The 25,308-nt window shown below is 72.4% G+C and carries 10 protein-coding genes; 5 read left to right on the top strand and 5 right to left on the bottom strand.

Annotated elements, in window-relative coordinates:
• Positions 1–184 precede the first annotated feature (184 nt).
• The 5 genes from SANBI_RS09425 (at position 185) to SANBI_RS09405 (ending at position 14,526) form a co-directional block, all read left to right on the top strand.
• Complete coding sequence (locus SANBI_RS09425) at positions 185–11,134, top strand: non-ribosomal peptide synthetase (RefSeq protein WP_319161129.1); 10,950 nt, start codon at positions 185–187, stop codon at positions 11,132–11,134.
• 191 nt (positions 11,135–11,325) lie between these two features.
• The gene (locus SANBI_RS09420) at positions 11,326–11,535 is read left to right on the top strand and encodes an MbtH family protein (RefSeq protein WP_056132991.1); all 210 of its coding nucleotides are present in this window, start codon (positions 11,326–11,328) and stop codon (positions 11,533–11,535) included.
• Positions 11,532–12,536 (top strand): ATP-binding cassette domain-containing protein, encoded by a 1,005-nt coding sequence (locus SANBI_RS09415; RefSeq protein WP_319161127.1) that lies wholly within the window; start codon positions 11,532–11,534, stop codon positions 12,534–12,536. Before SANBI_RS09420 ends, SANBI_RS09415 begins: the two co-directional genes overlap by 4 nt.
• A complete protein-coding gene (locus SANBI_RS09410) occupies positions 12,533–13,486 on the top strand; it encodes an ABC transporter permease (protein WP_319161125.1) in 954 nt (317 codons plus the stop codon). The genes SANBI_RS09415 and SANBI_RS09410 overlap by 4 nt, the downstream gene beginning before the upstream one ends.
• Positions 13,483–14,526: a type I polyketide synthase gene (locus tag SANBI_RS09405; protein WP_319161123.1), complete on the top strand. Its 1,044-nt coding sequence runs from the start codon at positions 13,483–13,485 to the stop codon at positions 14,524–14,526. The genes SANBI_RS09410 and SANBI_RS09405 overlap by 4 nt, the downstream gene beginning before the upstream one ends.
• A gap of 131 nt (positions 14,527–14,657) precedes the next feature.
• Here SANBI_RS09405 and SANBI_RS09400 read toward each other — a convergent pair whose 3' ends face one another.
• The 5 genes from SANBI_RS09400 to SANBI_RS09380 form a co-directional block, all read right to left on the bottom strand.
• On the bottom strand, positions 14,658–18,197 hold the full coding sequence (locus SANBI_RS09400; RefSeq protein WP_319161121.1) for a family 43 glycosylhydrolase: 3,540 nt from the start codon (positions 18,195–18,197) through the stop codon (positions 14,658–14,660).
• Between the two features lie 157 nt (positions 18,198–18,354).
• Positions 18,355–21,357, bottom strand: a complete 3,003-nt coding sequence (locus tag SANBI_RS09395; protein WP_319161118.1) for a LamG-like jellyroll fold domain-containing protein — start codon at positions 21,355–21,357, stop codon at positions 18,355–18,357.
• Between the two features lie 233 nt (positions 21,358–21,590).
• Entirely contained in the window at positions 21,591–22,616 is a 1,026-nt protein-coding gene (locus SANBI_RS09390) for an ABC transporter permease (RefSeq protein WP_319161116.1), read from the bottom strand.
• Positions 22,613–23,665: an ABC transporter permease gene (locus SANBI_RS09385; RefSeq protein ID WP_179913625.1), complete on the bottom strand. Its 1,053-nt coding sequence runs from the start codon at positions 23,663–23,665 to the stop codon at positions 22,613–22,615. Before SANBI_RS09385 ends, SANBI_RS09390 begins: the two co-directional genes overlap by 4 nt.
• A complete protein-coding gene (locus tag SANBI_RS09380; RefSeq protein ID WP_319161114.1) occupies positions 23,662–25,191 on the bottom strand; it encodes a sugar ABC transporter ATP-binding protein in 1,530 nt (509 codons plus the stop codon). Before SANBI_RS09380 ends, SANBI_RS09385 begins: the two co-directional genes overlap by 4 nt.
• Positions 25,192–25,308: the final 117 nt, after the last annotated feature.

The following is a 25,308-nucleotide window of genomic DNA, read 5'->3' as shown; positions in this document are numbered from 1 at the left end:
GACCGCACTGATCGAAGGCCCGCTCATCCAGGGACCGCTGATCGACATCGGCGGCATCCTCAACTTCCTGCAGATCGGGCAGTTCCAGTAAGCCCTGCGGAACCCCGAGGAACGTCGGGACGACCGACGCAGCGACACGAGGCCTCGCCCCAGGGCGGGGCCTCGTCTGTGAGGAGAGCGACGCGTGACGAAGAACGAGCAGCACCACCAGGCCCAGGACCCCGAGACCACCGAGACGCCGGCCGACCTGCGCCTCCGGCTGACCCCAGCGCAGCGCGGCATCTGGTACGCCCAGCAGCTCGACCCCGAGAACGCGACGTACCAGATCGGCCAGTACCTCGACGTGCAAGGTGACGTCGACCCGCGGCTGCTGAGCATCGCGCTCACCAAGATCGTGCGGGACATCGACTCGATCAGCATGCGGTTCCGCGCCGACGACGACGGTCCCCACGCGGTCCGCCGCCGACCCGAGCCGACCGACGACCTGCTCGAGGTCGTCGACCTGCGCAGCGAGGACGTCGACGCAGCCTTCGACACCGCGCGCACCCGCATGGACGCCGAGATGACCACACCGCGCGACATCGAGGGCGACGAGCTCTTCGGCGCGATCCTCTTCAGGCTCGCGGGGGACAGGTCGCTGTTCTTCCAGCGCGTCCACCACATCATGCTCGACGGCTATTCCGCCGTGATCGCCCTGCACTACCTGGCCCGTGTGTACACAGAGCTCGACAAGCGCGCCCCGACGGGGCTGCTGCTGCGACCTCTCGCCGGACGCGTGGCGCGCACGGCCGCGAAGACCCCGTCACCCTTCCCGAGCCACCACGAGCTCCTCGACGCCCTCGAGGAGTACCGCACCTCAGAGGACCACGCCGCCGACGAGGCGTTCTGGCGCGAGACCTTCGAGGAGGAGACCACGGTCGACGGCCTCGAGGGGACCACGGGCCGTGCCGCGACCCGCGTGGTGCGGGTCGCCGTGCCGCTGACCGACGAGCAGGCCGCGCCGCTCGCAGCCCTCGGCCGGGACCTGCCCAAGACGATGGTCGGGCTCATCGCCCTCTACCTCGCGAAGATCACCGGGCAGGAGACCGTCTCCCTCGGGCTCCCGGTGACCGCGCGACGCGGCAAGGTCGCGAAGTCGACCCCCTCGATGCTCTCGAGCATCCTGCCCGTCCGCGTCGACGTGTCCCCGACGGCGACGGTCGCACAGACCGTCGCGCACGCCGGCGACGTGCTGCGCGGTGTGGTCAAGCACCAGCGCTTCCGCACCGAAGACCTCCCGAGCGCCCCGTCGCAGGCGGGTCCCTCGGTCAACCTGCTGCCCGTGATCGACGCGCTGCGCTTCGGCTCGGCGACCGGTGAGGTCCGCATCCTCTCGACAGGGCCCGTGCACGACCTCTCCTTCGTGGTCTCCGGCCTCGAGTCGAGCGCGGCCGTCCCGACCCTCCAGCTCGAGGGTGACGCCGACCTGCACACCGTCGAGAGCCTCACCGGGCACGCCGAGCGCCTGCTCGCCCTCGTCGCCCAGGTGATCGACGAGCCTGCCGACGTCGCGGTGACCGACGCGCGCGTGGTCGCCGACGACGAGGTCGCCGGACTCCTCGAGCAGGGCGCCGGCCCTGAGCTGCCCATCGAGAGCGAGACAGTCCTCGAGGCCTTCGCTGCCGCAGCCGCGCGCCGCGGCGAGGACACCGCCGTCGTGGCGACCGACGGCACCTTCACCTTCGCCGAGCTCGACGCCGCGTCGACCCGGATGGCTCACCACCTCATCACCCAGGGCGTGGTCCCCGGGCGGTGCGTCGCCGTGCGCATCGAGCGCAGCAAGCACCTGCCGCTGCTCGTCCTGGCTGTGCTCAAGGCCGGCGGCGTGTACGTGCCGCTCGACCCCGAGTACCCGATCGACCGCGTCGCCGGGATGATCGAGGACTCCGAGCCCGCGCTGCTGCTCACCAGCCACCGCCAGGCCGAGCGCGACCGCGCCGCCGGTGCGTCGTGGGAGGTGCCCTCGATCGCCGTCGACTCCGACACCGCCGCCGGGTGGCGTCGGTGCAGCGACGACGCGTCGGGCCTCCCGCAGCTCTTGGGCTCCGACCTCGCCTACGTCGTCTTCACCTCGGGCAGCACAGGTCGTCCCAAGGGTGTGGGCGTCGAGCGTGTCGCGCTCCGCAACCTCTTCCAGCACCACAGGACCGACCTGTTCGACCCTGCTGCCGAGCGTCTGGGCCGTCCCGTGCGCGTCGCGCACACCGCCGGGCTGTCCTTCGACGCGGCCTGGGACCCCTTGCTCTGGCTGTTCGCCGGGCACGAGCTCCACATGGTCGACGACGAGGTGCGCCGCGACCCGCAGCGCCTCGCCGACTACCTCTCCGAGGAGGGCATCGACTCGATCGAGACGACCCCGTCCTTCGCCGAGGCCCTGCTGGCCGCCGGTCTGTTCGAGCGCGACCCGCACCCGACCGTCGTGGCCCTCGGCGGGGAAGAGGTCGGCCCGTCGCTCTGGGACACCCTCGGAGCCCTCGACGACGTGCACGCCGTGAACTTCTACGGCCCGACCGAGGTGACCGTCGACAGCCTCGTCGCGACCATCACCGCGGGCGCGCCGCACATCGGCTCGTCGGTGCGCAACAGCCGCCACTACGTGCTCGACGCGAGCCTGAGCCCGGTGCCCGACCGCGCCGTCGGTGAGCTGTACCTCGCGGGCGTGAACGTCGCCCGCGGCTACGTGGGCCAGCCCGGCCTGAGTGCCGAGCGCTTCGTCGCCGACCCCTTCGCGAGCGACGGCTCCCGCATGTACCGCACGGGTGACGTGGTGCGCCGCCGCCACGACGGCTCGCTGCGGTTCCTCGGTCGCATCGACGACCAGGTGAAGATCCGCGGCTACCGCGTGGAGCTGAGCGAGATAGAGGCTGCGATGCGCCGCCAGGACGGGGTCGTCGGCGCTGCCGCGATCGTCCAGGGCGAGGGCCCCGCTGCCCGCCTCGTCGGCTACGTCACCGGTGAGGGCGAGCCCGACACCCGGCTCGGCGCCCAAGTGCGGGCCGCGCTGCGTGCGGACCTGCCCGACTACATGGTGCCGAGCGCGATCATGACGCTCTCGGACCTGCCGCTCACCCCGAACGGCAAGCTCGACCGCAGGGCGCTGCCCAGCCCCGAGCGCAGCACCGACGACTCGGCCCAGCAGCCGCGCACAGCGGTCCAGCGGACCGTCGCGACGGCCTTCGCCGAGGTCCTCGGCGTCGACTCCGTCGGCGTCGAGGAGGACTTCTTCGCGGCCGGCGGGCACTCGCTGCTCGCGACGCGTCTCGCCGCGACGCTGACCACGGCCCTCGACCGGACCGTCACGGTCCGCGACATCTTCGAGAAGCCCACGGTCGCCCAACTCGCAGGGCTGGCCGAGGATGCCACGGACGACGAGGGTGCCTCAGGTGCCGGGCGACCCGTGCGTCTGGCACCCGCCGCGCGCCCGGACCGTCTCCCGGTCTCGCTCGCCCAGCGCCGCCTGTGGTTCCTCAACCGCCTCGAGCCCGGCTCGGCGGCGTACAACATCCCCGTCGTGCTGCACCTCGAGGGTCCCCTCGACGTGGCAGCGCTGCGCGCCGCCTTCGGCGACGTCGTCGCCCGGCACGAGCCCCTGCGCACGGTGTTCCCCTACGTCGACGGCGAGCCCGTCCAGGTGGTCCTCGACGGCGACGCCGCGGCCGTCCCCTTCACCTCGGTCGACGTGCCCGCCTCTCAGGTGGACGCCGTCGTCGAGCAGGAGGCGCTGCGGCCCTTCGACGTCACCGAGCAGACCCCGTTGCGTGCTGTCCTGCTGCGCACAGCGCCCGACACCCACGTGCTCGTCGCGACCATGCACCACATCGCCTCCGACGGCTGGTCCCTCGCGCCCTTCGCCCGGGACCTCTCGGTCGCCTACGCCGCCCGCGCCGAGGGCCGCGCCCCCGAGCAGGCCGCCCTGCCCGTCACCTACGCCGACTTCACTCTCTGGCAGCGCGAGCACCTCGGCGACCCCGCAGACGAGTCGAGCGTCCTGGCCGAGCAGCTCACCTACTGGCAGCGTGCCCTGGCCGGCGCCCCGGACGAGATCTCGCTGCCGCGCGACAGGTCCCGCGGGGCTGCCGACCCGACCGACCCCACCCAGCAGGGGGTCGGCGAGCTGGCCCTCGAGCTCGACCCCGAGCGGCACGCCGCCGTCCGCGCGCTGGCTGCCGAGCACCGCACGAGCGTGTTCATCGTCCTGCACGCAGCGCTCGCGGTCGCCCTCGAGCAGCAGGGCGCGGGGGAGGACGTGGTCCTCGGCACCCCTGTGGCCGGGCGCACCGACCCCCAGCTCGACGAGCTCGTCGGGTTCTTCGTCACCACGGTCGTCCTGCGCACCTCCTTGGCGCAGGACCCCACCCTCGCCGAGGTCCTCGGCCGGGTCCGTGCGGGCAACACCGAGGCCTACGCCCACCAGGACGTGCCCTTCGACTCCCTGGTGGACGCGCTGCGGCCGCCGCGCGTGGCCGACAGGCACCCGCTGTTCCAGGTGCTGCTCACGCTGCAGAGCAACGAGCCCGCGCAGATCGACCTCGCGGGCCTGACCGTGACGGTCCCCGGGCAGGTGACGAGCGCCGGCGTCAAGACCGACCTGCTCGTCGACTTCCAGGCACCGTCGGGCGACGACGGCCCGCTGGTCGGCATCCTCGGCTACGACCGCGCGCTCTTCGACGCCTCGACCGCCGAGCGCCTGCGCGACGCCGTCGACCGCGTGCTCACGGCCTTCGTCACGTCGACCGACAGCCGGATCTCGGACCTGCCCTCGGTCGACCCGCAGACCGCCGATCTCCTCGAGGCGCAGAGCACCGGGCGCGAGCTGGCGACCAGCGGGACGGTCCTCGACCGCCTCGACGCGACAGTCGCCGAGCACGGCGAGACCCTCGCCCTCGCCGACTCCCACGGATCGCTGACCTTCGCCTCGCTCGACGAGCGGATCACCCGCGGCGCCCACGCCCTCGCCGCGCTCGGCGTGGCCCGGGGCGACAGGGTCGCCGTGGCACTGCCACGGACGACCGACGCCGTCGTGACGGTCTTGGCCGCACTGCGCGCCGGTGCCGTCGCCGTCCCGGTCGACGTCTCCTACCCAGCCGCGCGGATCAGCCAGATCCTCGTCGACAGCGAGGCCTCGGTGCTGGTCTCGGACGAGTCGCTCGCGAGCATGCTCGCCGCAGGGGCGGACGCCGCGGGTGCTGGCACAGCCGGACAGCTGCCGCCCGAGCTCCTCGAGGAGCTCGCGACCGTCGCTCCGGCCCAGCTGTTCGACGCGGTGCCCTCCAGCCAGTCCTTCCGTCTGCGGCCGGTCCGCAGCGACGACGTCGCGTACCTCGTCTACACCTCGGGCACCACGGGGACACCCAAGGGTGTCCAGGTGCCGCACTCGGCGCTGGCCAACGTGCTCGCCCAGCACGAGGACACCCTCGTCGGGCCGCTCCGCGAGCAGCTCGCGCAGGTCGCCGGCGGAGACGAGACGTCAGAGCCGCGCCTGCCCCGGATGCTCCACCTGTCGGGTCTCGGCTTCGACGCTGCCTGGGACCCGATCCTGTGGCTCGTCGCCGGGACCACCCTGCACATGGCCGACGACGCGACCCGCACGGACGCCGAGGCCGTGGTCCAGGCTGTGTCCGAGCTCGGCATCGACGTGCTCGAGACGACACCGTCCTACGCCCAGCAGCTCGTGACGGTCGGTCTGCTCGACGGCGCAGCCGACCGCGAGGTCCCGCTGCTGATCGCCGTGGGCGGTGAGGCCGTGCCCGGGACGCTCTGGGACCGGCTCGCCGACTCGCCCGGTGTCGCCGGCTGGAACCTCTACGGTCCGAGCGAGTTCACCGTGGACTCCGTGCTCGCCCCCGTCCGGCCCGGCCGGGTGACCATCGGCGGACCGATCGCCAACGTCACCGCCCGCGTCCTCGACGCGACGCTCAGCGCCGTCCCGCCGGGAGTCGAGGGGGAGCTGTACCTCTCGGGGCTCTCCGAGGCGCACGGCTACCGCGGCCGCTCGGCCGAGACCGCCGCACGCTTCGTCGCCGACCCCCGCGGCGACGGCACCCGGATGTACCGCACGGGTGACGTCGTCCGGCGACGTCTGACGGGTGAGCTCGAGTTCGTCCGCCGCGACGACGACCAGGTCAAGCTCCGCGGGTACCGCATCGAGGTCGAAGACGTCGAGCGCACCCTCGAGCGTGCTCCTGGTGTGCGCACAGCGGTCGCCCGTGTGGTGACACCTGGCGGGCCGGACACCGCCCGCCTCGTCGCCTGGGTCGTCGTCGGCGCCTCGAAGGACTCCACACCGAAGAACACCGTCTCCGAGAACATCGCCTCGAAAGACGCCGCCTCGACCTCTGCGGTCCGCGCCTTCGCGGCCTCCGAGCTGCCCGACTACATGGTGCCGACCTCGATCACCGTGATCGACGCCGTGCCGCTGACGCCCAACGGCAAGGTCGACGTCTCGGCCCTCCCGGAGCCCGGTGACCGTGGACCCTCGCGTGCACCGCAGACCGACGACGAGCGTGCGCTCTGCACGATCGTGGGAGAGGTCCTCGGGGTCCGCGACGTCGGTCTCGACGACGACTTCTTCGCCCTCGGCGGCCACTCGCTGCTCGCCGTGGCCCTCGCCGGACGGGTCCGCGACGAGCTCGGCGCGACCCTCCCGCTGCGCGCGGTCTTCGACGCCCCGACACCCGCGGCGCTGCTCGCGGCGATCGGCCGCGGTGCGACGGCTGCCTCCGTGACAGGCTCCGGCGCGGCAGGTGGGACGAGCAGCACCTCGGGTGCCCCGTCCACCAGCCCGGTCGACGGCCCCGCGCAGGGTCTGCGCTCCTGGGTCGCCGACCACCCGCGCCAGGACGGCGAGGAGATCCCGCTGTCCTCCGGTCAGGCCCGCCTGTGGTTCCTCAACAGGCTCGACCCGACGTCGGCCGAGTACTCGGTCGTCCTCCAGGTCGCGCTCTCCGGTGACCTGGACACCGCAGCCCTGGCCGGTGCTGTCGACGACCTCGTGGCCCGCCACGAGGTGCTGCGCACGACGTACCCGGAGGTGGCTGGCCGCCCGGTCCAGCGCATCCACGACGCGCCGACCGGGATCGCCACCACTGAGCCCGTCGACACGACCGCCGGCTTCGACCTCACCGTCGACCAGCCGCTGCGCGCGGCGGTCGTCGAGACCGGCGTCGACAGGTGGCGCCTCGACCTGGTGATCCACCACATCGCGACCGACGGTGCCTCCCTGGCGCCCCTGGTCCGCGACCTCGCGGCCTCGTACTCGGCGCGTCGCAGCGGTTCGGCCAAGCTGCAGCGCCCGCTCGAGGTGCAGTACGCCGACGTCGCACGACGCCAGCGTGCCCTCGAGACAGACTCGGCAGGCACTGCTGTGGCCGCCGACGGATCCTCCTCGCAGGACCCGCGGCTCGACGCGTGGCTCGAGGCGCTCGCCGGCGCCCCGACCGAGCTCGAGCTGCCCGCTGACGGGCGCCGCCCGGACACCGCCGCGCAGCCTGCGGCGCTCCTCGAGTTCGAGATCCCCGCAGACGTCGCCCAGAAGGTCACCGCTGTCGCGGCCCGCCAGTCGGCGAGCGGGTTCCACGGGTGGCTAGCCGGTCTTGCCGGCTATCTGCACCGCACTGGGGCGGGGGACGACGTGGTCGTCGGATCGCCCTCGGCGGGCCGGACCGACCCTGACATGGCCGACCTCGTCGGGTTCTTCGTCAACACCCTGCCGCTGCGGGTCGACCTCAGCGACGGAGCGCCGACCCTCGCCGACGCGATCAGCCGTGCCCGCACGGCGACCCTGACCGCGATCGACCACGAGTCTGTACCCTTCGAGCGGATCGTCGAGGCTGTCGCCCCCGAGCGTCGTCTCGGGCGGCACCCGATCTTCCAGACCATGCTGTCCGTGGAAGAGCCGACAGGTCTGACCCTCGACCTCCCCGGTGTCCAGGCCCAGCCTGTCGCACCGGGGACGACAGGCTCGGCCAAGGTCGACCTGTCCTTCACCCTGCGGCCCCGTGGCCGGGGACCTGCCGGGACAGCGAGCACCGACCAGGACGGGACCGTCGACGGGGTGCTCGAGTACAACTCCGCGATGTTCAGCGTCCACGCGGCCCGTGGGCTCGTCGACAGGTGGGTGGACTTCCTCCGCGAGGTCGCCGACGCCCCCGACGCGCCGATGCTCGACGTGACGCTCGCCCAGGGCTCCCTCGCGCCCCTCGACGCCTGGGCCTCGGTCCGCGAGCCCAGGCTCGTGCTCGACACCTTCGACGAGTCCGTCCGCAGGTTCGGCGAGCATACCGCGATCGTCGGGACGGGCCACGAGACCGGTGCGAGCCGGGTCCCGGGGGCCCAGGACCGCGCCTTCGACGTGTTCCCCGCCGACGACGGGTCGCCCGAGAGCGCGGCCCGGTCCGAGGACAGGGTGCTGTCGGAGAGCACCGACGCGCAGACCGCGGACGCGGACCCCGAGACCGCGGGTGTGCCGTCGCTCGACTTCATCGGGCTCGACGCCCGCGTCTCGGCCCTCGCCGCGGGCCTCACCGCCCACGGCGTGCGCCCGGGCGAGGTCGTCGCGTTGCGTCTGCCGCGCTCGATCGACACCGTCGCAGCCCTGCTCGCCGTGTGGCGGGCGGGCGCCGTGGTCGCCCCTGTCGACGACGAGCTCCCCGCCGAGCGCGTCGCGAGCATGCTGGCGACCGCGAGCGCACGCCTCGTCGTGCACGCCCCGGGCGAGGCTGACGCAGACGGCGACGCCCTGCTCACGCACGAGGCGGCGCAGTCGGCCGGGATCGCGCCCGAGCGTGTGGTGACGATCAGCGACCTGCTGACCGCGCGCGCCTCTCACGCGACGTCCGACGGGCTGACCTCGTCCGCCGAGACGACCTCGTCCGCCAAGACGAGCCCGGACGGTCTGCGGTCTGCCGATGGTCTGCATTCCACCCGACCCTCCGTGACCGCCGACGACCCCGCCTACCTGATCTTCACGTCGGGGACGACGGGGGAGCCCAAGGCCGTCCAGGTGCCGCACGGTGCCCTCGCGAGCCTGCTCGTCTCGCACCGCGCGACCCTCATGCCCGACCCTGCCGCGGGCCGGGTGCGCCTGGCGCACACCACAGGTGTCGGCTTCGACGCCGCGATGGACCCTGTCCTGTGGTTGGTGGCCGGGCACGAGGTGCACGTCGTCGCCGACGAGGTGCGCCGCGACCCCGAGGCGCTCGTCGCGCTCTTCGCCCAGCGTGGCATCGGTGCGTGGGAGACCACCCCGAGCTACGTGTCGGCCCTCGCCGGGCAGACCAGCCTCACGACGCTGCTCGACGACCGTCCGAGCGACGCGCCGTTCACGATGCTGCTCGGCGGCGAGGCCCTCGACGCCGGGCTGTGGGCCTGGCTGCGCGAGCGCCCCGCGGTCGAGGCGTGGAACCTCTACGGCCCGACCGAGGTAGGTGTCGACTCGCTCGTCGCCCGGGTGGGCGACTCCGAGACCCCTGAGCTCGGTGCGACTACACCGCACACCGTCGGCTACGTGCTCGACGACCGCCTGCGCCCCGCGCTGCCCGGCAGCGTCGGGGAGCTGTGGCTCGCGGGTGACCAGCTGGCCCACGGCTACGCGGGGCGCTCCGGGGCGACGGCGGACCGCTTCGTCGCGGACCCCTTCGCGGCCGACGGCAGCCGGATGTACAGGACGGGTGACCTCGTCGTCGTGCACGGCCGAGGTGCCGGCGTGCGGCCGAGCGTCGTGTCCCTGGGCCGCAGCGACGGCCAGGTGAAGATCCGCGGTCACCGCGTGGAGCCCGGAGAGGTCGAGGCGCTGCTGCGCGCCGCCGACGCCGTCGCCCAGGCCGTGGTGCGCCCCGTCGAGACAGGACGCGGCACGAGCCTCGGTGCCTGGGTGGTGCTCGCCGACGCGGCTGCTCGCGCGGCGGACGTCACCGACTCCCTGCTCGCCGGGCTGCGCTCGCGGGTGCCCGACTACATGGTGCCCGTGGCCGTGCAGGTCCTCGACGAGGTGCCGCTCACACCGAACGGCAAGGTCGACGCCCGGGCGCTGCCCGAGCTCCAGACCGCCGGGACGGGCGGCCGCCCGCCGCAGACCCCTGCCGAGCGTGCTGTCGCCGCAGCCTACGAGAGCGTGCTCGACGTCACCGGTGTCACGGCCGACGACTCGTTCTTCGAGCTCGGCGGGCACTCCTTCGTCGCCCAGCCGACCATCGCCGCCGTGAACTCCGCCCTGGGCACCACGCTGCCCGTCCAGGCGCTGTTCCAGGCCCCGACCGTCGCCGCCCTCGCGGCGCTGTCGGGCACGGGTGAGGTCGACATCACCGACAGCCTGCGGACGATCCTGTCGCTGCGCGCCGAGGGGACAGGTGCACCGGTCTTCGTGGTGCACCCCGCCACGGGGGTGAGCTGGAAGTACGGGGCGCTGCTCGGGCACCTCGCGAGCCGGCGCCCGGTCTTCGGCCTCCAGATGCCAGGCCTCGCCCCGGACGAGCCCGAGCCCGAGGCCGCCGGCACGCTCGACGAGATGCTCGACGTCTACCTCGACGCCGTCCGCGAGGTCCAGCCCGAGGGGCCGTACCACCTCGTCGGCTGGTCCTTCGGCGGTCGTCTCGCCCAGCACCTCGCCGCGCGGCTGCGGTCGCAGGGCGACGAGGTCGGTCTGCTCGTCCTCCTGGACGCCTACCCCACCCAGGAGTCGGCCCTGGCCGGGGTCGCCGCGGGTGACGCCATGTGGCGCGGGTTCCTCGACGCCAACGGGATCGCTGCCCCCGACGACGTCGAGCTCGACGTCGACCAGGTGCTCGCGGCTCTCGCCGAGGCCGGCAACCCCCTCGCCGACGTCCCCGTCGAGTCCATCGGGCGGATGGTGCGCAGGTTCGTCCGCACGGGTGAGCTCTTCGACGCCACCCCCGTGCCGGTCTTCGACGGAGACCTGCACGTCGTCGAGGCCACCCGCGAGGTCCCGCCGGGCCGCCCGGCCCCGCAGGCCTGGGAGCCGCACGTGACGGGGGAGGTCACGACGAGCACAGTCGCCGTGCGCCACTCCGACATGCTCTCGGACGAGGCGATGGCCGAGCTCGCGCCCATCCTCGACAGGCTGCTCGCGCAGGGCTGAGCTGCGCTCTCCCAGTGCAGTCTCTGCGCTGGCCCAGCGCCGTCTCTGCGGCATCTCAGCGCCGCCACCAGCACGTCTGTCGTGGAGGCCTGCTCGACCTGGATGGGTCCGGATCTCGGTCCGGACCCATCCGCACGCCCGACGGCGGCGAACCACCCTCGACGACAGCCGACACGACGAGAGGAAAGTCGATGACGAACCCCTTCGACGACAACGACGCACGCTTCCGGGTCCTCGTGAACAGCGTCAACCAGCACTCCCTGTGGCCCGAGTTCGCCGACGTCCCCCAGGGATGGGTGGCCGTCTTCGGCCCCGCCGTGAAGGACGAGGCGCTGGGATACGTGACCGAGCACTGGCAGGACATCACCCCGGTGCTCGACCGGGAGCGCGTCGCCTCGTGATCTCCATCCACGGACTGACCAAGCGCTTCGGCGACTTCCAGGCGCTCGCCGGTGTGGAGCTCGACGTCCCCGAGGGGACCGTCCAGGGGCTCCTCGGGCCGAACGGTGCCGGCAAGACGACCACGGTGCGGGTCTTGACGACCCTCCTCGCCCCCGACTCGGGAGACGTGCGGGTCGCCGGGCACTCCGTCCAGACCGACGGGCACCTCGTCCGTCGCAGCCTCGGGGTCTCCGGCCAGTACGCGGCCGTCGACGAGAAGCTCAGCGGTTTTGAGAACCTCACGATGGTCGGCGAGCTCTACGGCATGCGCCGCTCCTACGCGAAGGCCCGTGCCCGCGAGCTGCTCCGCGACTTCCGCCTCGACGGGGTCTCCGACTCCCAGCAGGCCGGGTCGTACTCTGGCGGCATGAAGCGACGGCTCGACCTCGCCGGCGCGATCGTCGCCAGGCCCCCTGTCGTCATCCTCGACGAGCCGACGACGGGCCTCGACCCCCGCGGGCGCCGCGACACCTGGGACGCGATCGAGTCCCTCGCGACAGCCGGCACCACCGTCCTGCTCACCACCCAGTACCTCGAAGAGGCCGACCAGCTGGCCGACTCGATCGCGGTGATCGACTCCGGCGCGATCATCGCCGAGGGCACCGCGACCGAGCTCAAGGCGCAGGCCGGCGGCGCGTGGATCGACATCGTGCTCGCCCCCGGCGCAGACCTGGGCGCGGCCCTGGCCGCAGCCCGTCGCACGGCCGACGACGCCCTCCTCGACGAGAGGTCGCGGCGCCTGACAGCGCGCGCGACAGGAGGCAGCGACGCATTCCGCACCGTGCTCTCCGCGCTCGCAGACGCCCGGGTCGAGGTCGCCGAGGCCGCCCTGCGCCAGCCGACCCTCGACGAGGTCTTCCTGCGTCTGACGGGCAGCCCCGCAGAGTCCCTGGACGCTGACGAGACCGCCGACGCTGACGAACCGGCCCACGCCCCGACCGGAGAGGTGGTGAGCGCATGAGCACCGCGACGACGTCCGAGAGCACCAGCAGCACCCACTCTCCCAGCAGCTCCGGTCGCTCCGGCACCGCCGGTGCTGTCGCGACCCGCCAGACCGCCGTGGTCACCCCGGGCGGACCGATCGAGATCCCGCCGCCGCGCGGGGGAGCCTTCTCCCCGCTCGTCTCTGCAGTCCGGGACGGGTGGGTCGTGGCCCGCCGCAACGTGGTCAACGTGCGCCGGACCCCCGGGGCGCTGGTCACCGGGGTCGCCCAGCCGATCATCTTCGTGCTGATCCTCGCCTTCGTCTTCGGCGGGGCGCTGGGCGGCGACGCCTACCGTGAGTTCCTCATCGGCGGGATCCTCGCGCAGACCCTCACCTTCAACTCCTCCTTCACAGCTGTGTACCTGGCCAAGGACCTGCAGTCTGGTCTCATCGACCGGTTCAGGGCTCTGCCCATGTCACGGGTCGGTGTGATCCTCGGTCGCACCACCTCCGACCTCGTGACGAGCGGCATCTCGATCGTCGTGATCGTCGCGTGCGGGCTGGCCATCGGCTGGCGCGTGCACACAGGGGTTGGGCAGGTTCTCGTGACCTTCGTGCTGCTCGTGCTCTTCGCCTTCGCGACGTCGTGGATCGGTGCGGCCATCGCGCTCACGGCCCGCAGCGTCGAGGTCGCCCAGAGCCTCGGGCTCCTGTGGCTGTTCCCCGTGTGCTTCATCTCGGGTGCCTTCGTCTCGGCCGACACCCTGCCAGGGGTCCTTCGGACGATCGCCGAGTGGAACCCGGTGACCGCGGTGGCGACAGCGGTCCGGCAGGGCTTCGGCAACGCGCCGCCCGCAGGTTTTGAGGTCGCCGGCGGGTGGCCCGCCGAGCATGCGACGCTGTACGCGTTCGTGTGCTGCATCGCCATCATCGCCGTCTTCGCCCCTGTCGCGGTCGGCCAGTACCGGAGGATCAGCAAGCGATGATCACACTGCTCAGCGCGACGGTCGACGAGATCCTCGCTGTCTGCACCACCGTCGGAGGAGACTTCGACGGTGGTGCCGTCGTCGACCCTGGGTCCCAGACGGCAGACAGCCGTGCCACGCCTGCCGCCCTGCCCGGGCTGGCCGCGCAGCCCGAGCCATCGGTCCCTGGCGAGCCGACGTCTGCCGGTCTGCGGACCGGTGACGTGCTCGCCGTGGGGACAGGTCCCGACCGCGGCCGTGCGCACGGCCTCGAGGCGGCGCTGGGTCTGGTCGACGACGTCGACAGGGCGGCCGTCGCCGCCAAGCAGCGGCCCTCCGACGCCCGCCGGACCCTGGCGGGCCGGGCGGCCCTGCGGCTGCTCGTCGCCGCGCGGGTCGGAGCCCCGGCCACCAGCGCAGCCGACATCGTCGTGGACCGCACGTGCCTCACCTGCGGCGAGCAGCACGGCCGGCCGCGCGTCGACGGTCTGTCGGTGAGCTCGTCGAGCGCTGGAGACCGGGTGCTCGTCGCGGTCGCCGACGCGAAGGTCGAGGTGGGCGTCGACGTCGAGCTGGTCCCCGACGTGCTCTTCGAGGGCTTCGACGACTTCGCCCTGCACCCCGTCGAGCGTCGCTCCTTGCCCCAGGGGCCGGGGATGGTCCTGGGCCGGATCGGCAGCTGGGTCGAGAAGGAGGCTGTGCTCAAGGCCGCGGGCATCGGTCTGACGACCCCGCTCGAAGACCTGCTCGTGTCTGCCGCCCCTGAGGACAGGGTGGTGCCGTCCTCGGTCGAGATGATCGGGGCGTGGGAGTGGCGACCCGTCGTGCAGACGGCGTCACGCCAGCTGCTCGGGCTCTCGGTCACGGCGCTGCCGAGCCCCGAGGGCTACAGGTGCGCGATTGCCGCCCGCGAGCCGCGCCGGATCCGCGCGGTCCCGGTGGGGTCCCTCGCCGGTGAGCACCCGACACCGCCGCCGTCGAGCACCCAGCGTGCTGCCGCGCTCGCGTCGTCGTCCCGCATGGCTGCGGCCGTGGCCGCCTTCCGCGGGCTGACACCCTGACCGTCGCCCGCTGCAAGGCTCGCCTCGGCGCCGATCCGCAACCACCCCCGCGAGCTGGGCAGGACCGAGGGCCCCTGCCCGTATGAGGCAGGGGCCCTCGGTCTGGTCTCACGCGCGGGACGCGCCCGACCTCAGTCCGACGACGGCCGTCGACCGGCCCGGCGCAGGCCGGTGACGGTCGCACCGAGACCCAGCGCTGCCACGCCCGCCAGGAGCACGACGACCGAGGTCCCCGTGCTCGCGAGCCCGCCCGCAGACCGTCGGTCGGAACCCGACGACGCACCGGCACCCGGCTGCGGCCCGGGCGTCCCGGACCCGCCAGCCCCACCCGGGGCCGGGGTGGGTGTCGGGTCTCCGGGGACCGGGACGACAGGCCCAGGGTCGACGGGGTCCGGGTCGACCGGACCTGGGTCGACCGGCCCGGGTCCGTCAGCCTCGGAGACCACGACTCGCACCTCGACCCGCTCGAGCCCGGCGGGCAGCTGCTCCTCGGGTGTCATGGCGAGGACGGGCAGCCCGTCGACGTCCCAGTGGACCGTCGCCGCCCGGGTGTGACGACGCGGGTCGAAGAGCCCCGCGTCGGTCGACTCGCCGGGGTTGGAGCTGTCGCCCACGGTCCGGGAGTGGAAGACGATGACGGGGTTGCCGAGCTCGTCGACCGTGAACGAGTTGTGACCAGGACCGACCTGCCCCGGGACGTCGTCGGTCGTGAGCAGGGGGTACGGGTTCTTGGTCCATGACGCCGGGTCCATCGGGTCCGCGCCGACGGGCATCGTCAGCATCCCGACGCTGTACCTGTCGTCGACCGTGGCGGCCGAGTAGGCGAGGATGATCCGCCCGTCGTGCTCGATCACCGCAGGGCCCTCGTTGATCGACTGGCCGTCGTTCGACTCCCACGCGTAGGTCGGGGTCGAGAGCAGGACCGACCGGGTGACGAGCCTGCTGGGGTCAGCAGGGTCGATCTGCGCGATGCGCAGGTCGGAGGCGCCCGGCTTCTCCGCCCAGACCAGGTAGTGCTTGCCACCGGTCTCGAGGTGGGTCATGTCGAGGGAGAAGTGCGTGAAGGCCTCGGTGTCCCCGGGGACGGCCTGCACCTGCCCGAGGCTGGTCCAGGACGCCGGGTCGAGGGTCGCCTCCCCGGCGAAGGAGTCTCCGGTGAACTCGAGCATGACGGGTCTGATGTCCCAGACACCGCCACCTCGTGCGGCCGTGAAGAGCACGTACCAGCGGTCTCCGATCTTCTCGAGCTCGGGAGCCCAGACGTACCTGTTGAGCGTCGGGTCTTGCGCCTCGTGCCAGATCGTCACCTCGGGGGCGTTGGCGAGACCGGCGATGGTCTGCGCGCGGCGCAGCACCACCCTGTCGTAGCCCGTCGGGTCGTCGGGGCGGGTCATCGGGTACGAGGCCGTGAAGTAGTACCAGCCGTCGTCGCCGAGAGTGACGTCGGGGTCGGCGCGACGCTCGACGAGGGGGTCGGCGTAGACGGTCGGTGTCACGGTCCCACGGACCGTGTAGGTACCCGGGGTGGTGGTGTCGACGGCCGCGAGGTCGTCGGCGTCCCACACCACGGGCGCCGCGGCGTCGTAGCCGCTGCTGTAGGTGATGCTCGCCGCGGCGGGGAGCTCGAGACCCGCGCCTGCGGCGGCGACTGGAGCGGTGAGGCCTGACGCGTCCTCGGAACCGTACGGCGCGATCTGTACCTGGACGTCGGCGAAGGGCTCGACCCCCGTGGCGACGACCCGCCCGAGCTTCGACGTGACCCTGTCGAGCTCGCTCGCCGTCACCGCGATGCTCGTGGTCTGCGCTGCTCCGGCCGGGAAGGCGGCGTCCTGCCCGGCGACCGCAGACGGCCCGGCGACGGCAGACGGCGCGGCGTCGGCGACGACCACGGGCGAGGTGAAGGTCGTGAGGTCCCTCGAGTGCGTCTCGTAGGTGACCCCGTCGGTCCCGACGACCGTCAGCCTGTACGCGCCGATGCCGTTGTCGTGGACGACGTCCACGCTCGCCGGCACGACGGGCAGGGTCACGAGGCGTTCACCCGTGTACGTCACGAGATCGGCCGAGTCGAAGACGAGCACCTGCGCCGACCCTGTCGCCTGGGTCGCGAGGAGGCCGAAGCCGCCGGCGGGTGTGCGGAACAGCGACGGTGCTCCGATCCGGGCTGAGCCGAGGGTCGGGTAGAGGACACCACGCCCTGAGAGCACAGGGGAGTAGGTGGCGCCTGCCAGGCCGGTGTCGGCCGGGTCGAGGGTCGCCAGGTGCAGGACGTCGGTGCGGGTCGTCCCACCTGTCACGGTGTACGCGCCGACCCGGCCGACGTCGGCGGCCAGGACGGTCACCTCGTACAGGCGGTCGGTGGTCAGGCCGTCGAGCGCGAAGGTCGCGGTCAGGGTGACCTGCTGCTCGGCGGCACCCCGGGTCACCGTCCCGTCGGGTGCGACCGCGGCGGCATCAGAGGAGGTCCAGGTGACGTCCGTGCCGTCGACCTCGGTCCGCAGGACGACGTCGCCCGAGAGGTGCGTGGTCCCGAGGTCGAAGCGGTCCGCGACGAGCTCGAGGCTGCGGCTCGGTGAGTCGGCCGCGACGGTCACCGTGATGCTGCGCTCGACCGAGATCCCGGCTGCGGTGACCGTCGCGGTGAGGACTACCTCCACGTCGTCGTCGGCGGGCCTGTCGACGACGCCCTCGGCGGTGAGGTGCTGCGGGTCGGAGCTCTGCCACGTGAGGGTCGACCCGCGGCTCCCGGTCGTCGGGAGGCGGAGGTCAGCGGTCACGGGGGAGGGCCCGAGGTCGATCTCCGCGGCGTCGGCCTCGAGCGCCGCGCGGACCGTCGCCTCGTCGTCGACACCCTCGAGGTAGTCGCGGGCCACCTGGTCGGCTGTGGGGGCCGAGGTCGAGACCGTGAGGTCACGTACCTGGCCGCGCCAGTACGGGTCGGCGTAGGAGGACCGTCCGACGTAGCCGACGAGGTCCGTCCCGAGGTCGGCGACGGTCCGCGTGACCGGGACGGACCCGGCAGCAGCCCCGTCGAGGTAGGTGGTGATGCTGCCGGGCTGGATCACCGTCGTGACGAGCATCCAGCTGTCGCCTGTCGTCGGCCCCGGGACGCCCTGCCCGGCGTTCGTCGGCGACAGGCCGACCTCCGTGCCCCACGGCGCCGTGGTCGACAACGAGCCGGTGATGACGGACTTGAGCCTCCCGGCGGGGTTCTTCGCGTTGAGCAGCCAGTACTGGTGCGGGGTGCTCTCACGGGTGCCGAAGAACATCGCGGCGTGGTTGCCCGCGGCGGTCTCGTTGCGCAACCACACGGAGACCGTGAGCGTGCTCTGCCCGTCGACGAGCCCGGCCGGGAGCTCGACGTAGGCGGCGCCGCTCGAGCTCGCACCCCCGGGCAGCGCGAGGCTGCCGTCGGCCGACGTCGCCCCTGCGCCGCGGAGCACGGCGTCGTTGCCGCTCCCCGAGACGTCGGCGACCACGTCACCGGCGACGGGCGCCGCCGCGAGGTCCTCGAAGTCGTAGTGGGCGAGGACGTCGGCCCCGGCGTCGGCCGCACCTGCGAGCTGGCCCGCGACCGAGCGTGTCGTGGTCGCCGAGGCCACCGACGGTGCGAGGGCCAGGGCTGGGAGAGACAGGGCGAGGACTGTGAGTACGGCTGAGCTGCGTCTGAGCATGATCACTCCGTCGTGGTCGTGGTCGTGGTCGTGGTCGTGAGGGTGTGGGTGTGGGTGTGCGTGCGGTCGGGCTGTGGGAGCACGCAGGCGCGGGGTGGGCTGCGGGCGGGACGCACTGCGGGCGGGGAGCGTGCTGCTCCCCGCCCGCGGCGCGTGGTCAGGCTGCGCCGTCCCCCCGCGCCGAAGGTCGCCGCGCGAGCGCGACAGTCCCGGCGGTGAGCAGGACGAGTGCCAGCAGGCTCCAGACCAGCACCCCGTCGGTCCCGCTGGCCGCGAGCCCACCAGCCCCTGTCGTGGACGACCCACCGGTGCGAGACGTCGGCGAGCCGGTCCCGTCTGTGCCGCCGGCCCCGCCCCCAGGCTGCCCCGGCGTCGCCGGACCTGTCGGCTGCCCAGGCTCACCGGGCTGACCGGGTTCACCCGGCTCACCAGGCTGGCCAGGCTCTGTCGGCTCCGTGGGTTCAGTAGGCTCCGTCGGCTCACCCGGGACAGCCACGTCGACCGACACGCTGCTCCCGGCGATCTCCGCAGTCCCCGCGAAGGTCGCCGTCACAGTCGTCGTCTCCGCGAGCGCAGCCGGCTCTGCTACCTCTGCCACCTCTGCCAGCCCTGCCGCTCGAGCAGCGGCTGCCGTCGGCAGCGTGACAGTCGCCGTCCACGCCCCGTCGGTCTCGGTGATGGTCGCGGTCTGCTCCCAGCCCTCGCCCGTGAAGCTCACCTCTCCGCCGACCTCGAAGCCGTCGGCCGCGGTGACGGTCGCCGTGAGCGTCCCGTCCTCGCCCACCTCGAGGGTCGTCGTCGACGTGGTGACGCTCGGCGCCGTCCCGGTGAGCGAGGCCCACTGGTTCTGCGTCACGGGCACCACGGTCCCGTGGCGCGAGGCCGGCAGGCTGCCGTCGACGCGGGTCCACACGGGGGAGTCGAGGTCGTCGGTCCCGAGCGGGAAGTACCCGCTGCCGCCGTAGTTGTCGAGGTAGAGGTAGTAGTCGAAGGGGCTGGTGTCACCCGGGTTCGCCTTGAACACCGTCGGCCCCTCGACCGCGCCGGAGAACCCTGAGGCCCGTGCGATGCACGACGCGACCGAGGTCCAGCCCTCACCCGCCGCCACGCTCGCCGCTGTCGTGACGTCGGTCAGGCTGCTGCTCTTCTCCGCGATGATGTCTGTGCAGCCGGTCTGGCCGCCCTCGTCCTTGGTGAAGCGGTAATAGCTCTCGCCGTCCTTGATCACCGTCGAGTCGATGCGGGCCGCCCCGGTGTCCTGCCAGATCTTCGGGTCGGAGAAGGTGATGAAGTCCTTGGTAGTGGAGTACATCATCCGGGCGTAGCACCCGGCCCCGCTGTCTGTCGTGATGCAGGTGGTGCGGCTGTCGTCGGTGAACAGGCGCGAGGCCCAGAACACCACGTACTCCCCGCGCTCGTCGTCGTAGTACGCCTCGGGCGCCCACGTCATGCCGGCGGTGTCGGGGGAGACCTTCACGTGCCGCTGCTCCGACCACGTCACGAGGTCGGTCGACTCCCAGATCTCCACGTACTGGCTGCCGTCGGTCTGCGCCCGGTTCCAGTCGCCGTCCCGCCCGATCGAGAGGTCTGTCGCGATGAGGTAGAAGGTGTCGCCCTCGACCGAGCGGATGATGAACGGGTCACGCAGCCCCTTCTCGCCGAAGGTCGAGGTGAGCACAGGCTCCCCGCCGTTGACCTCCTGCCAGGACAGCGCGTCGTTGCCCTGCGAGGCCGCGAGGTAGATGTTCTCCCCGGCGACGGTGTTCGCCGTGAAGTACGCGAAGGCGTAGGCCTCGTCGTCGACCGCGCGGGGCAGCGGGGCGACGGTCACCGGCACCTCGACCGTGACCTCGGTGGTCCCGGACGTCACCGTCGCGGTGAGCGTCGCCGACGCCGCGGCGTGCCCGTAGCCGGGCCGGACGGGGTCTGCGTAGGTGGTGCCCTCACTCGTCACGAGGTCGAGGGCGTCGCCCGACGCCGCCCACGTGACCGTCGACCCGTGCAGCGGCCCGCTGCTCGGCAGCGTGACGACGGTCCGCAGCGCGTCAGCGCCGTGGACCGAGAGGGCCGCCGCGTCGGCCGCGGCCTTGTCGTCCGCCGACAGCTCGGCGAGGACCGTCACGGTGATGTCCCGCGTGACCACGGCGCCGCGCACGGTGACTGTCGCCGTGAGCACTGCTGAGGCGTCGGCCGAGCCTTCGGCGGGCCGTGTCACCGCGCCGCCGGCTGTGACCACCGAGGTGTCGCTCGTGGTCCAGGTGGCGCTCTGCGGGAGGACGAGGTCGGTCGTGACAGCGGCGGTGTCGCCGAGGTCGATCGCCGCGGCGACGGCCTCTGCGGTGGACTGGGCGTCTTCGTCGGCGACGGCGCGCACCTCGGCGGCGTCGAGCGCGGCCGAGTACACGCGCAGCTCGGCGACCTCCCCGGCGAAGCTGTCGTCGCTGCCGTAGGCGGACCCGCCGAGCCGGTTCGTGGTGTGCGCGGCCAGGTCGGCCGGGTCGAGGGTCACGCCGGTGTTCTGGGCGACCTGGGTTCCGTCGACGTAGAGGGTCATGGTCGACGTGCCGTCGCCGTCGTCGGCGAGCGTGGTCGTGACGTTCTGCCACACGCCGGCGGTGAGGTTGCGTCCGGTCCATGCCGCGTTCTGCTCGCCGGACCAGTTCGACGGGGTGATCGTGGAGCGCAGCGTCCCGTTGGTCGAGGTGAACCACGACCCGGTGTCCGAGGTGCCGCCGAGGTTCCACAGGAAGGACGGTCGGCTCAGGGCCGACGCGTCAGGCTTGACCTCGACGCTGACGCTCGCCTCGGTGACCCCGGTGAGCAGACCGTCGGGCAGGCGCACGTAGGCCGCGTTGTTCGGCCCACCTGGCAGGTCGACGGCTGTGCCGGTCCAGGTGGCGGCGCCGACGACCACGCCGTCGCGACCGTTCCCGGAGGAGTCAGCGGCCACGGTGCCGGAGGTCTCGGTGAGCCCGTAGTGCAGGAGGAGGTCGTCGGGGGCGACAGCCGTGGCTGCGGGCAGGGCACTGGGCAGCGCCGCGAGCGGGACCGCGGCGGGCGCTCTGTCAGGGACTGCGGCGCCGGCGGCACCGGCTCCCACCAGGGACGTGGAGAGCAGGGCGAGCGCGGCCAGCGCGCCGCCCAGGGGTCGGGGAATCATCGTCGATCACCGTTTCGTCAGGGATGGTCCCCGGTCCCAGGGCGCGCACGACCAGGGACCGGGGGCGGCGGGCCCGTGCCACGGTGCACGGGCCCGTCAGGGGGACGGGTGCTGCTGGTGCTCAGGTGGTGCTGTCGAGCGGGTCGGGCGGGTGGTGGGTCGTGCAGGTCGAGCGGGCAGTGCAGACAGTGCAGGCAGGGCGAGCACGGCTGTGGTGCAGCCGGGTGCCCGCCTCAGGTCCGTCTGCGGGCGTGCGTCACCGCGCGCTGCAGGATCACGAAGGCGAGCAGCACGACGCCGGTGATGATGGTCGTCGCCTCTGCGGGGATGCTCCCGTCGCGGGTGATGAGCACGTTCATCAGGCCGAGCACCAGCGCACCGACCACGGACCCGAGCACGTACCCGGCGCCGCCGGTGAGCAGCGTCCCGCCGATCACCGTCGCGGCGATAGCGTCGAGCTCCCAGCCTGTGCCGGTGATGTTCTGCGCGATGCCGAGCTTCGAGGTGTAGACCACGGCGGCGAGCCCGGCGCAGGTGCCGCTCACCACGTAGATCCACACCTTGGTGCGGGCGACGGGCAGGCCCATGAGCGTCGCAGACTGCTCGGAGCCGCCGATCGCGTACACGGTCCGGCCGAAGCGGGTCCTGTGCAGCAGCACGAAGCCAGCGGCGGCGACCAGCAGCGCGATGACCACGTTGGGTGTGATGACGAGGTCGTTGAGCTTGGGTCCGTCGATGAGCTTGATCTCGTCGGAGAGCGTCCGGAAGCCGGAGTCGTCGGCGAGACGCTCGGGAGCGGTGCTGAGGATCGACGCGAGACCGCGGGCGAGGAACATCATCGCGAGCGTCGCGATGAAGGGCTGCACGTTGAAGTACTGCACGAGCACCCCGGACATCAGCCCGAAGACCGCGCCGATGGCGATCATCGCGACCATCGCGAGGACCGACGGCACTCCCGCGTTGACGAGCATCACCCCGGAGACCGAGGCGAAGGCCACGACGGCCCCGACGGACAGGTCGATGCCCCCGGCGAGGATCACGAAGGTGAGCCCGACGGCCAGGATGATGAGGTAGGAGTTCGAGATGAACAGGTTGGACAGCGTGTTGAGCTGGAAGATCTTGCCGTAGGCGAGCTCGCCGTACACGAGCATGATCGCGAGGATCACCACGGCGGCGACCGTGGGCAACGCCGCGAGGTTGAGGCGTGGACGCAGCCGCGGGCTGCGGGTGGGGCGCTCGACGTCGAGGGTGGTGCTCATGCGACGACCTCCTCGAGGGTCTGCGTGGGGTTCTGGGCCGGCGGCGCGGGCGGTCTGGGTCGTCGGTGGGTGAACAGCGCCCGGACCCGCTCGGACTGCAGCAGGCAGATGATGACGATGACCACGGCCTTGAAGGCGGGCGTCGCCGCGGACGGGATCGACAGGAAGGTGATCGTCTTGTCGAGGGTGACGATGAGCAGCGCGCCGATCACCGAGCCGCCGAGGGAGAACTTCCCGCCGGCCAGCGACGTACCGCCGATGACGACGGCGAGGATCGCGTCGAGCTCCATGTTCATGCCGGTCTTGGCCACCTCGACGGTCATGACGTTGGCCGTCGTGAACACCCCGGCCATCCCGGCGAGCAGCCCGGAGACCGCGTAGACCGTGAAGAGGATGTTCCGCGGCCGGATCCCCGCCATGCGGGAGGCCTTGGGGTTGATGCCGACAGACTCGATCATCAGACCGAGGGCCGTGCGGCGGACCACGAGGGCGAGCGCCGCGACCACGACCAGCGCGATGAGGAAGGCGACCGGGAAGCCGAGCACGTAGCCGTTGGAGATCCAGCGGAAGGGGGCGCTCGTGGCCGTGGTGTTCTGCCCGGCGGTGATGACCTTCGCGATCCCGCGCCCGGCGAGCATCATGATGAGGGTCGTGATGAAGGGCTGCAGGCCCAGGACCGAGACGAAGAACCCGTTGACCATGCCGAGCACGAGGCTCAGCCCGAGCGCCAGCCCGAGGGCCGACAGGACCGAGGTCAGGGACCCGGGGTCGGAGACGTTGGCGAGGAACTCCATCGAGACGGCGCCCGCCACGCACATCACGGCGCCCACGGACAGATCGATGCCGCCCGTCGCGATGACGAGCGTCATGCCCGTGGCGATCATGAGCACGGGCGCGCTGGCCCGCAGGATGTCGATGAGCGACCCGTAGAGGTTGCCGTCGTTGATGGTGATCTGCACGAAGCTCGGGTCTTTGACGACGTTGACCCCGACGAGCAGGACGAGGGCGACGACGCCCCAGAAGTACTGGCTGCGCAGTGCTGACCTCATGCTGCGTCACCTTCCCTGGCGATGATGCCGACGATGGTGTCGGCGGTGACTGTCGGTCCGTTGGCGATCGTCTCGACCTCGCGTCTGTCGCGGAGCACCACGATCGTGTCGCTGAGCCGCACGACCTCGTCGAGCTCGGAGGAGATGAACACGACGCCCATGCCCTCGGCGGCCAGGGCGACCACGGCTTCCTGGATCTCGGCCTTGGCGCCGACGTCGATGCCGCGGGTGGGTTCGTCGAGGATCAGCAGCCTGGGTGCTGTGGCGAGCCAGCGGGCGAGGAGCACCTTCTGCTGGTTGCCGCCGGACAGGTTCTTGATGGGACGCTCGGCGTCGGCCGGGCGGATGTTGAGCTCGGCGATGTACCGCGCGCACAGCTCGTCCTGCTCCTTGCGCGGGATCGGTCGCATCCAGCCGCGCTTGGCCTGGACGGCCAGGACGAGGTTCTCGCGGACCGAGAGGTCTGCGACGATCCCTTCGTCGCGGCGGTTCTCGGTCGAGAAGGCGACCCTCTCGGCGATCGCGGCGACGGGCGACCCGAACGACGTCCGCCGTCCGTCGACGCGGATCTCGCCCGTGTCGGGGCGGTCGGCGCCGTAGAGCAGACGTGCGAGCTCGGTGCGCCCGGAGCCGAGCAGCCCGGCGAAGCCGACGACCTCTCCGGCGTGCACCTCGACGTCCGAGGGGTGGATCGAGCCCTTGCGGCCGATGCCCCGCGCCTCGAGGACTGGGACGGCGCCTGGGTCGGTGACCCGCGCGGCGCGCTCGGAGCCGAGCGACGTCAGGGTTGCGACGTCCTTGCCGATCATCGCCGAGACGAGGTCGCCGCGGGACAGGTCCCGGGTGAGGTGCTCGCTCACGAGGCGTCCGTTGCGCAGGACTGTCAGCCTGTCGGTGATCTCGTAGACCTGGTCGAGGAAGTGCGAGACGAAGAGGATCGCGACACCGGAGTCGCGCAGCCTGCGCATCACCGTGAAGAGGTTCGCGACCTCGTGGGCGTCCAGGCTCGACGTGGGCTCGTCGAGGATGAGCACCTTGCAGTCGACGACCATCGCCCGGGAGATCGCGACGAGCTGCTGGAGCGCGATCGACAGCGACGAGAGCGGTGCGTGGGTGTCGAGGTCGTCGAGCCCGAGCCTGGCGAGCGCCGCCTGCGCCTGGGCGTGGGTGCGGCGCCAGCTGACCCCGAAGGGCCCGCGGGCCTCGTGGCCGAGCATGACGTTCTCGCCGATCGACAGGTTGGTGCAGAGGTTGACCTCTTGGTACACGGTCGCGATGCCGGCGTCCTGGGCATCGGCGGTGCCGCGCAGGTCGCGCTGCTGACCGTCGACGACGATCGTGCCGGCGTCGACGGTGTAGACGCCCGTGAGCGCCTTGATGAGTGTCGACTTGCCGGCGCCGTTCTCACCCATGAGGGCGTGGACCTCGCCCGGGTAGAGACGCAGGGCGACGTCGTCGAGGGCCTTGACGCCGGGGAACTCGATGGAGATCCCCGTCATCTCGACCACGGGTGCCGGTGGTTTCATGTCTTCGCCTCGTCGTTCGTGCTCGTCGTTCGTGGCTCGGGTGCGGGTGCGCGCGCAGCGGTGCCGCAGCGCAGCGGTGCCGCAGCGCAGCGGTGCAGCGGTGCAGCAGTGCAGCAG

The organism is Sanguibacter biliveldensis (assembly GCF_033798665.1).
GTDB classification, from domain to species: Bacteria; Actinomycetota; Actinomycetes; order Actinomycetales; family Cellulomonadaceae; genus Sanguibacter; species Sanguibacter inulinus.
Note: the sequence above shows the minus strand (reverse complement) of the source record. Positions and strands in the feature narration are given on the sequence as shown.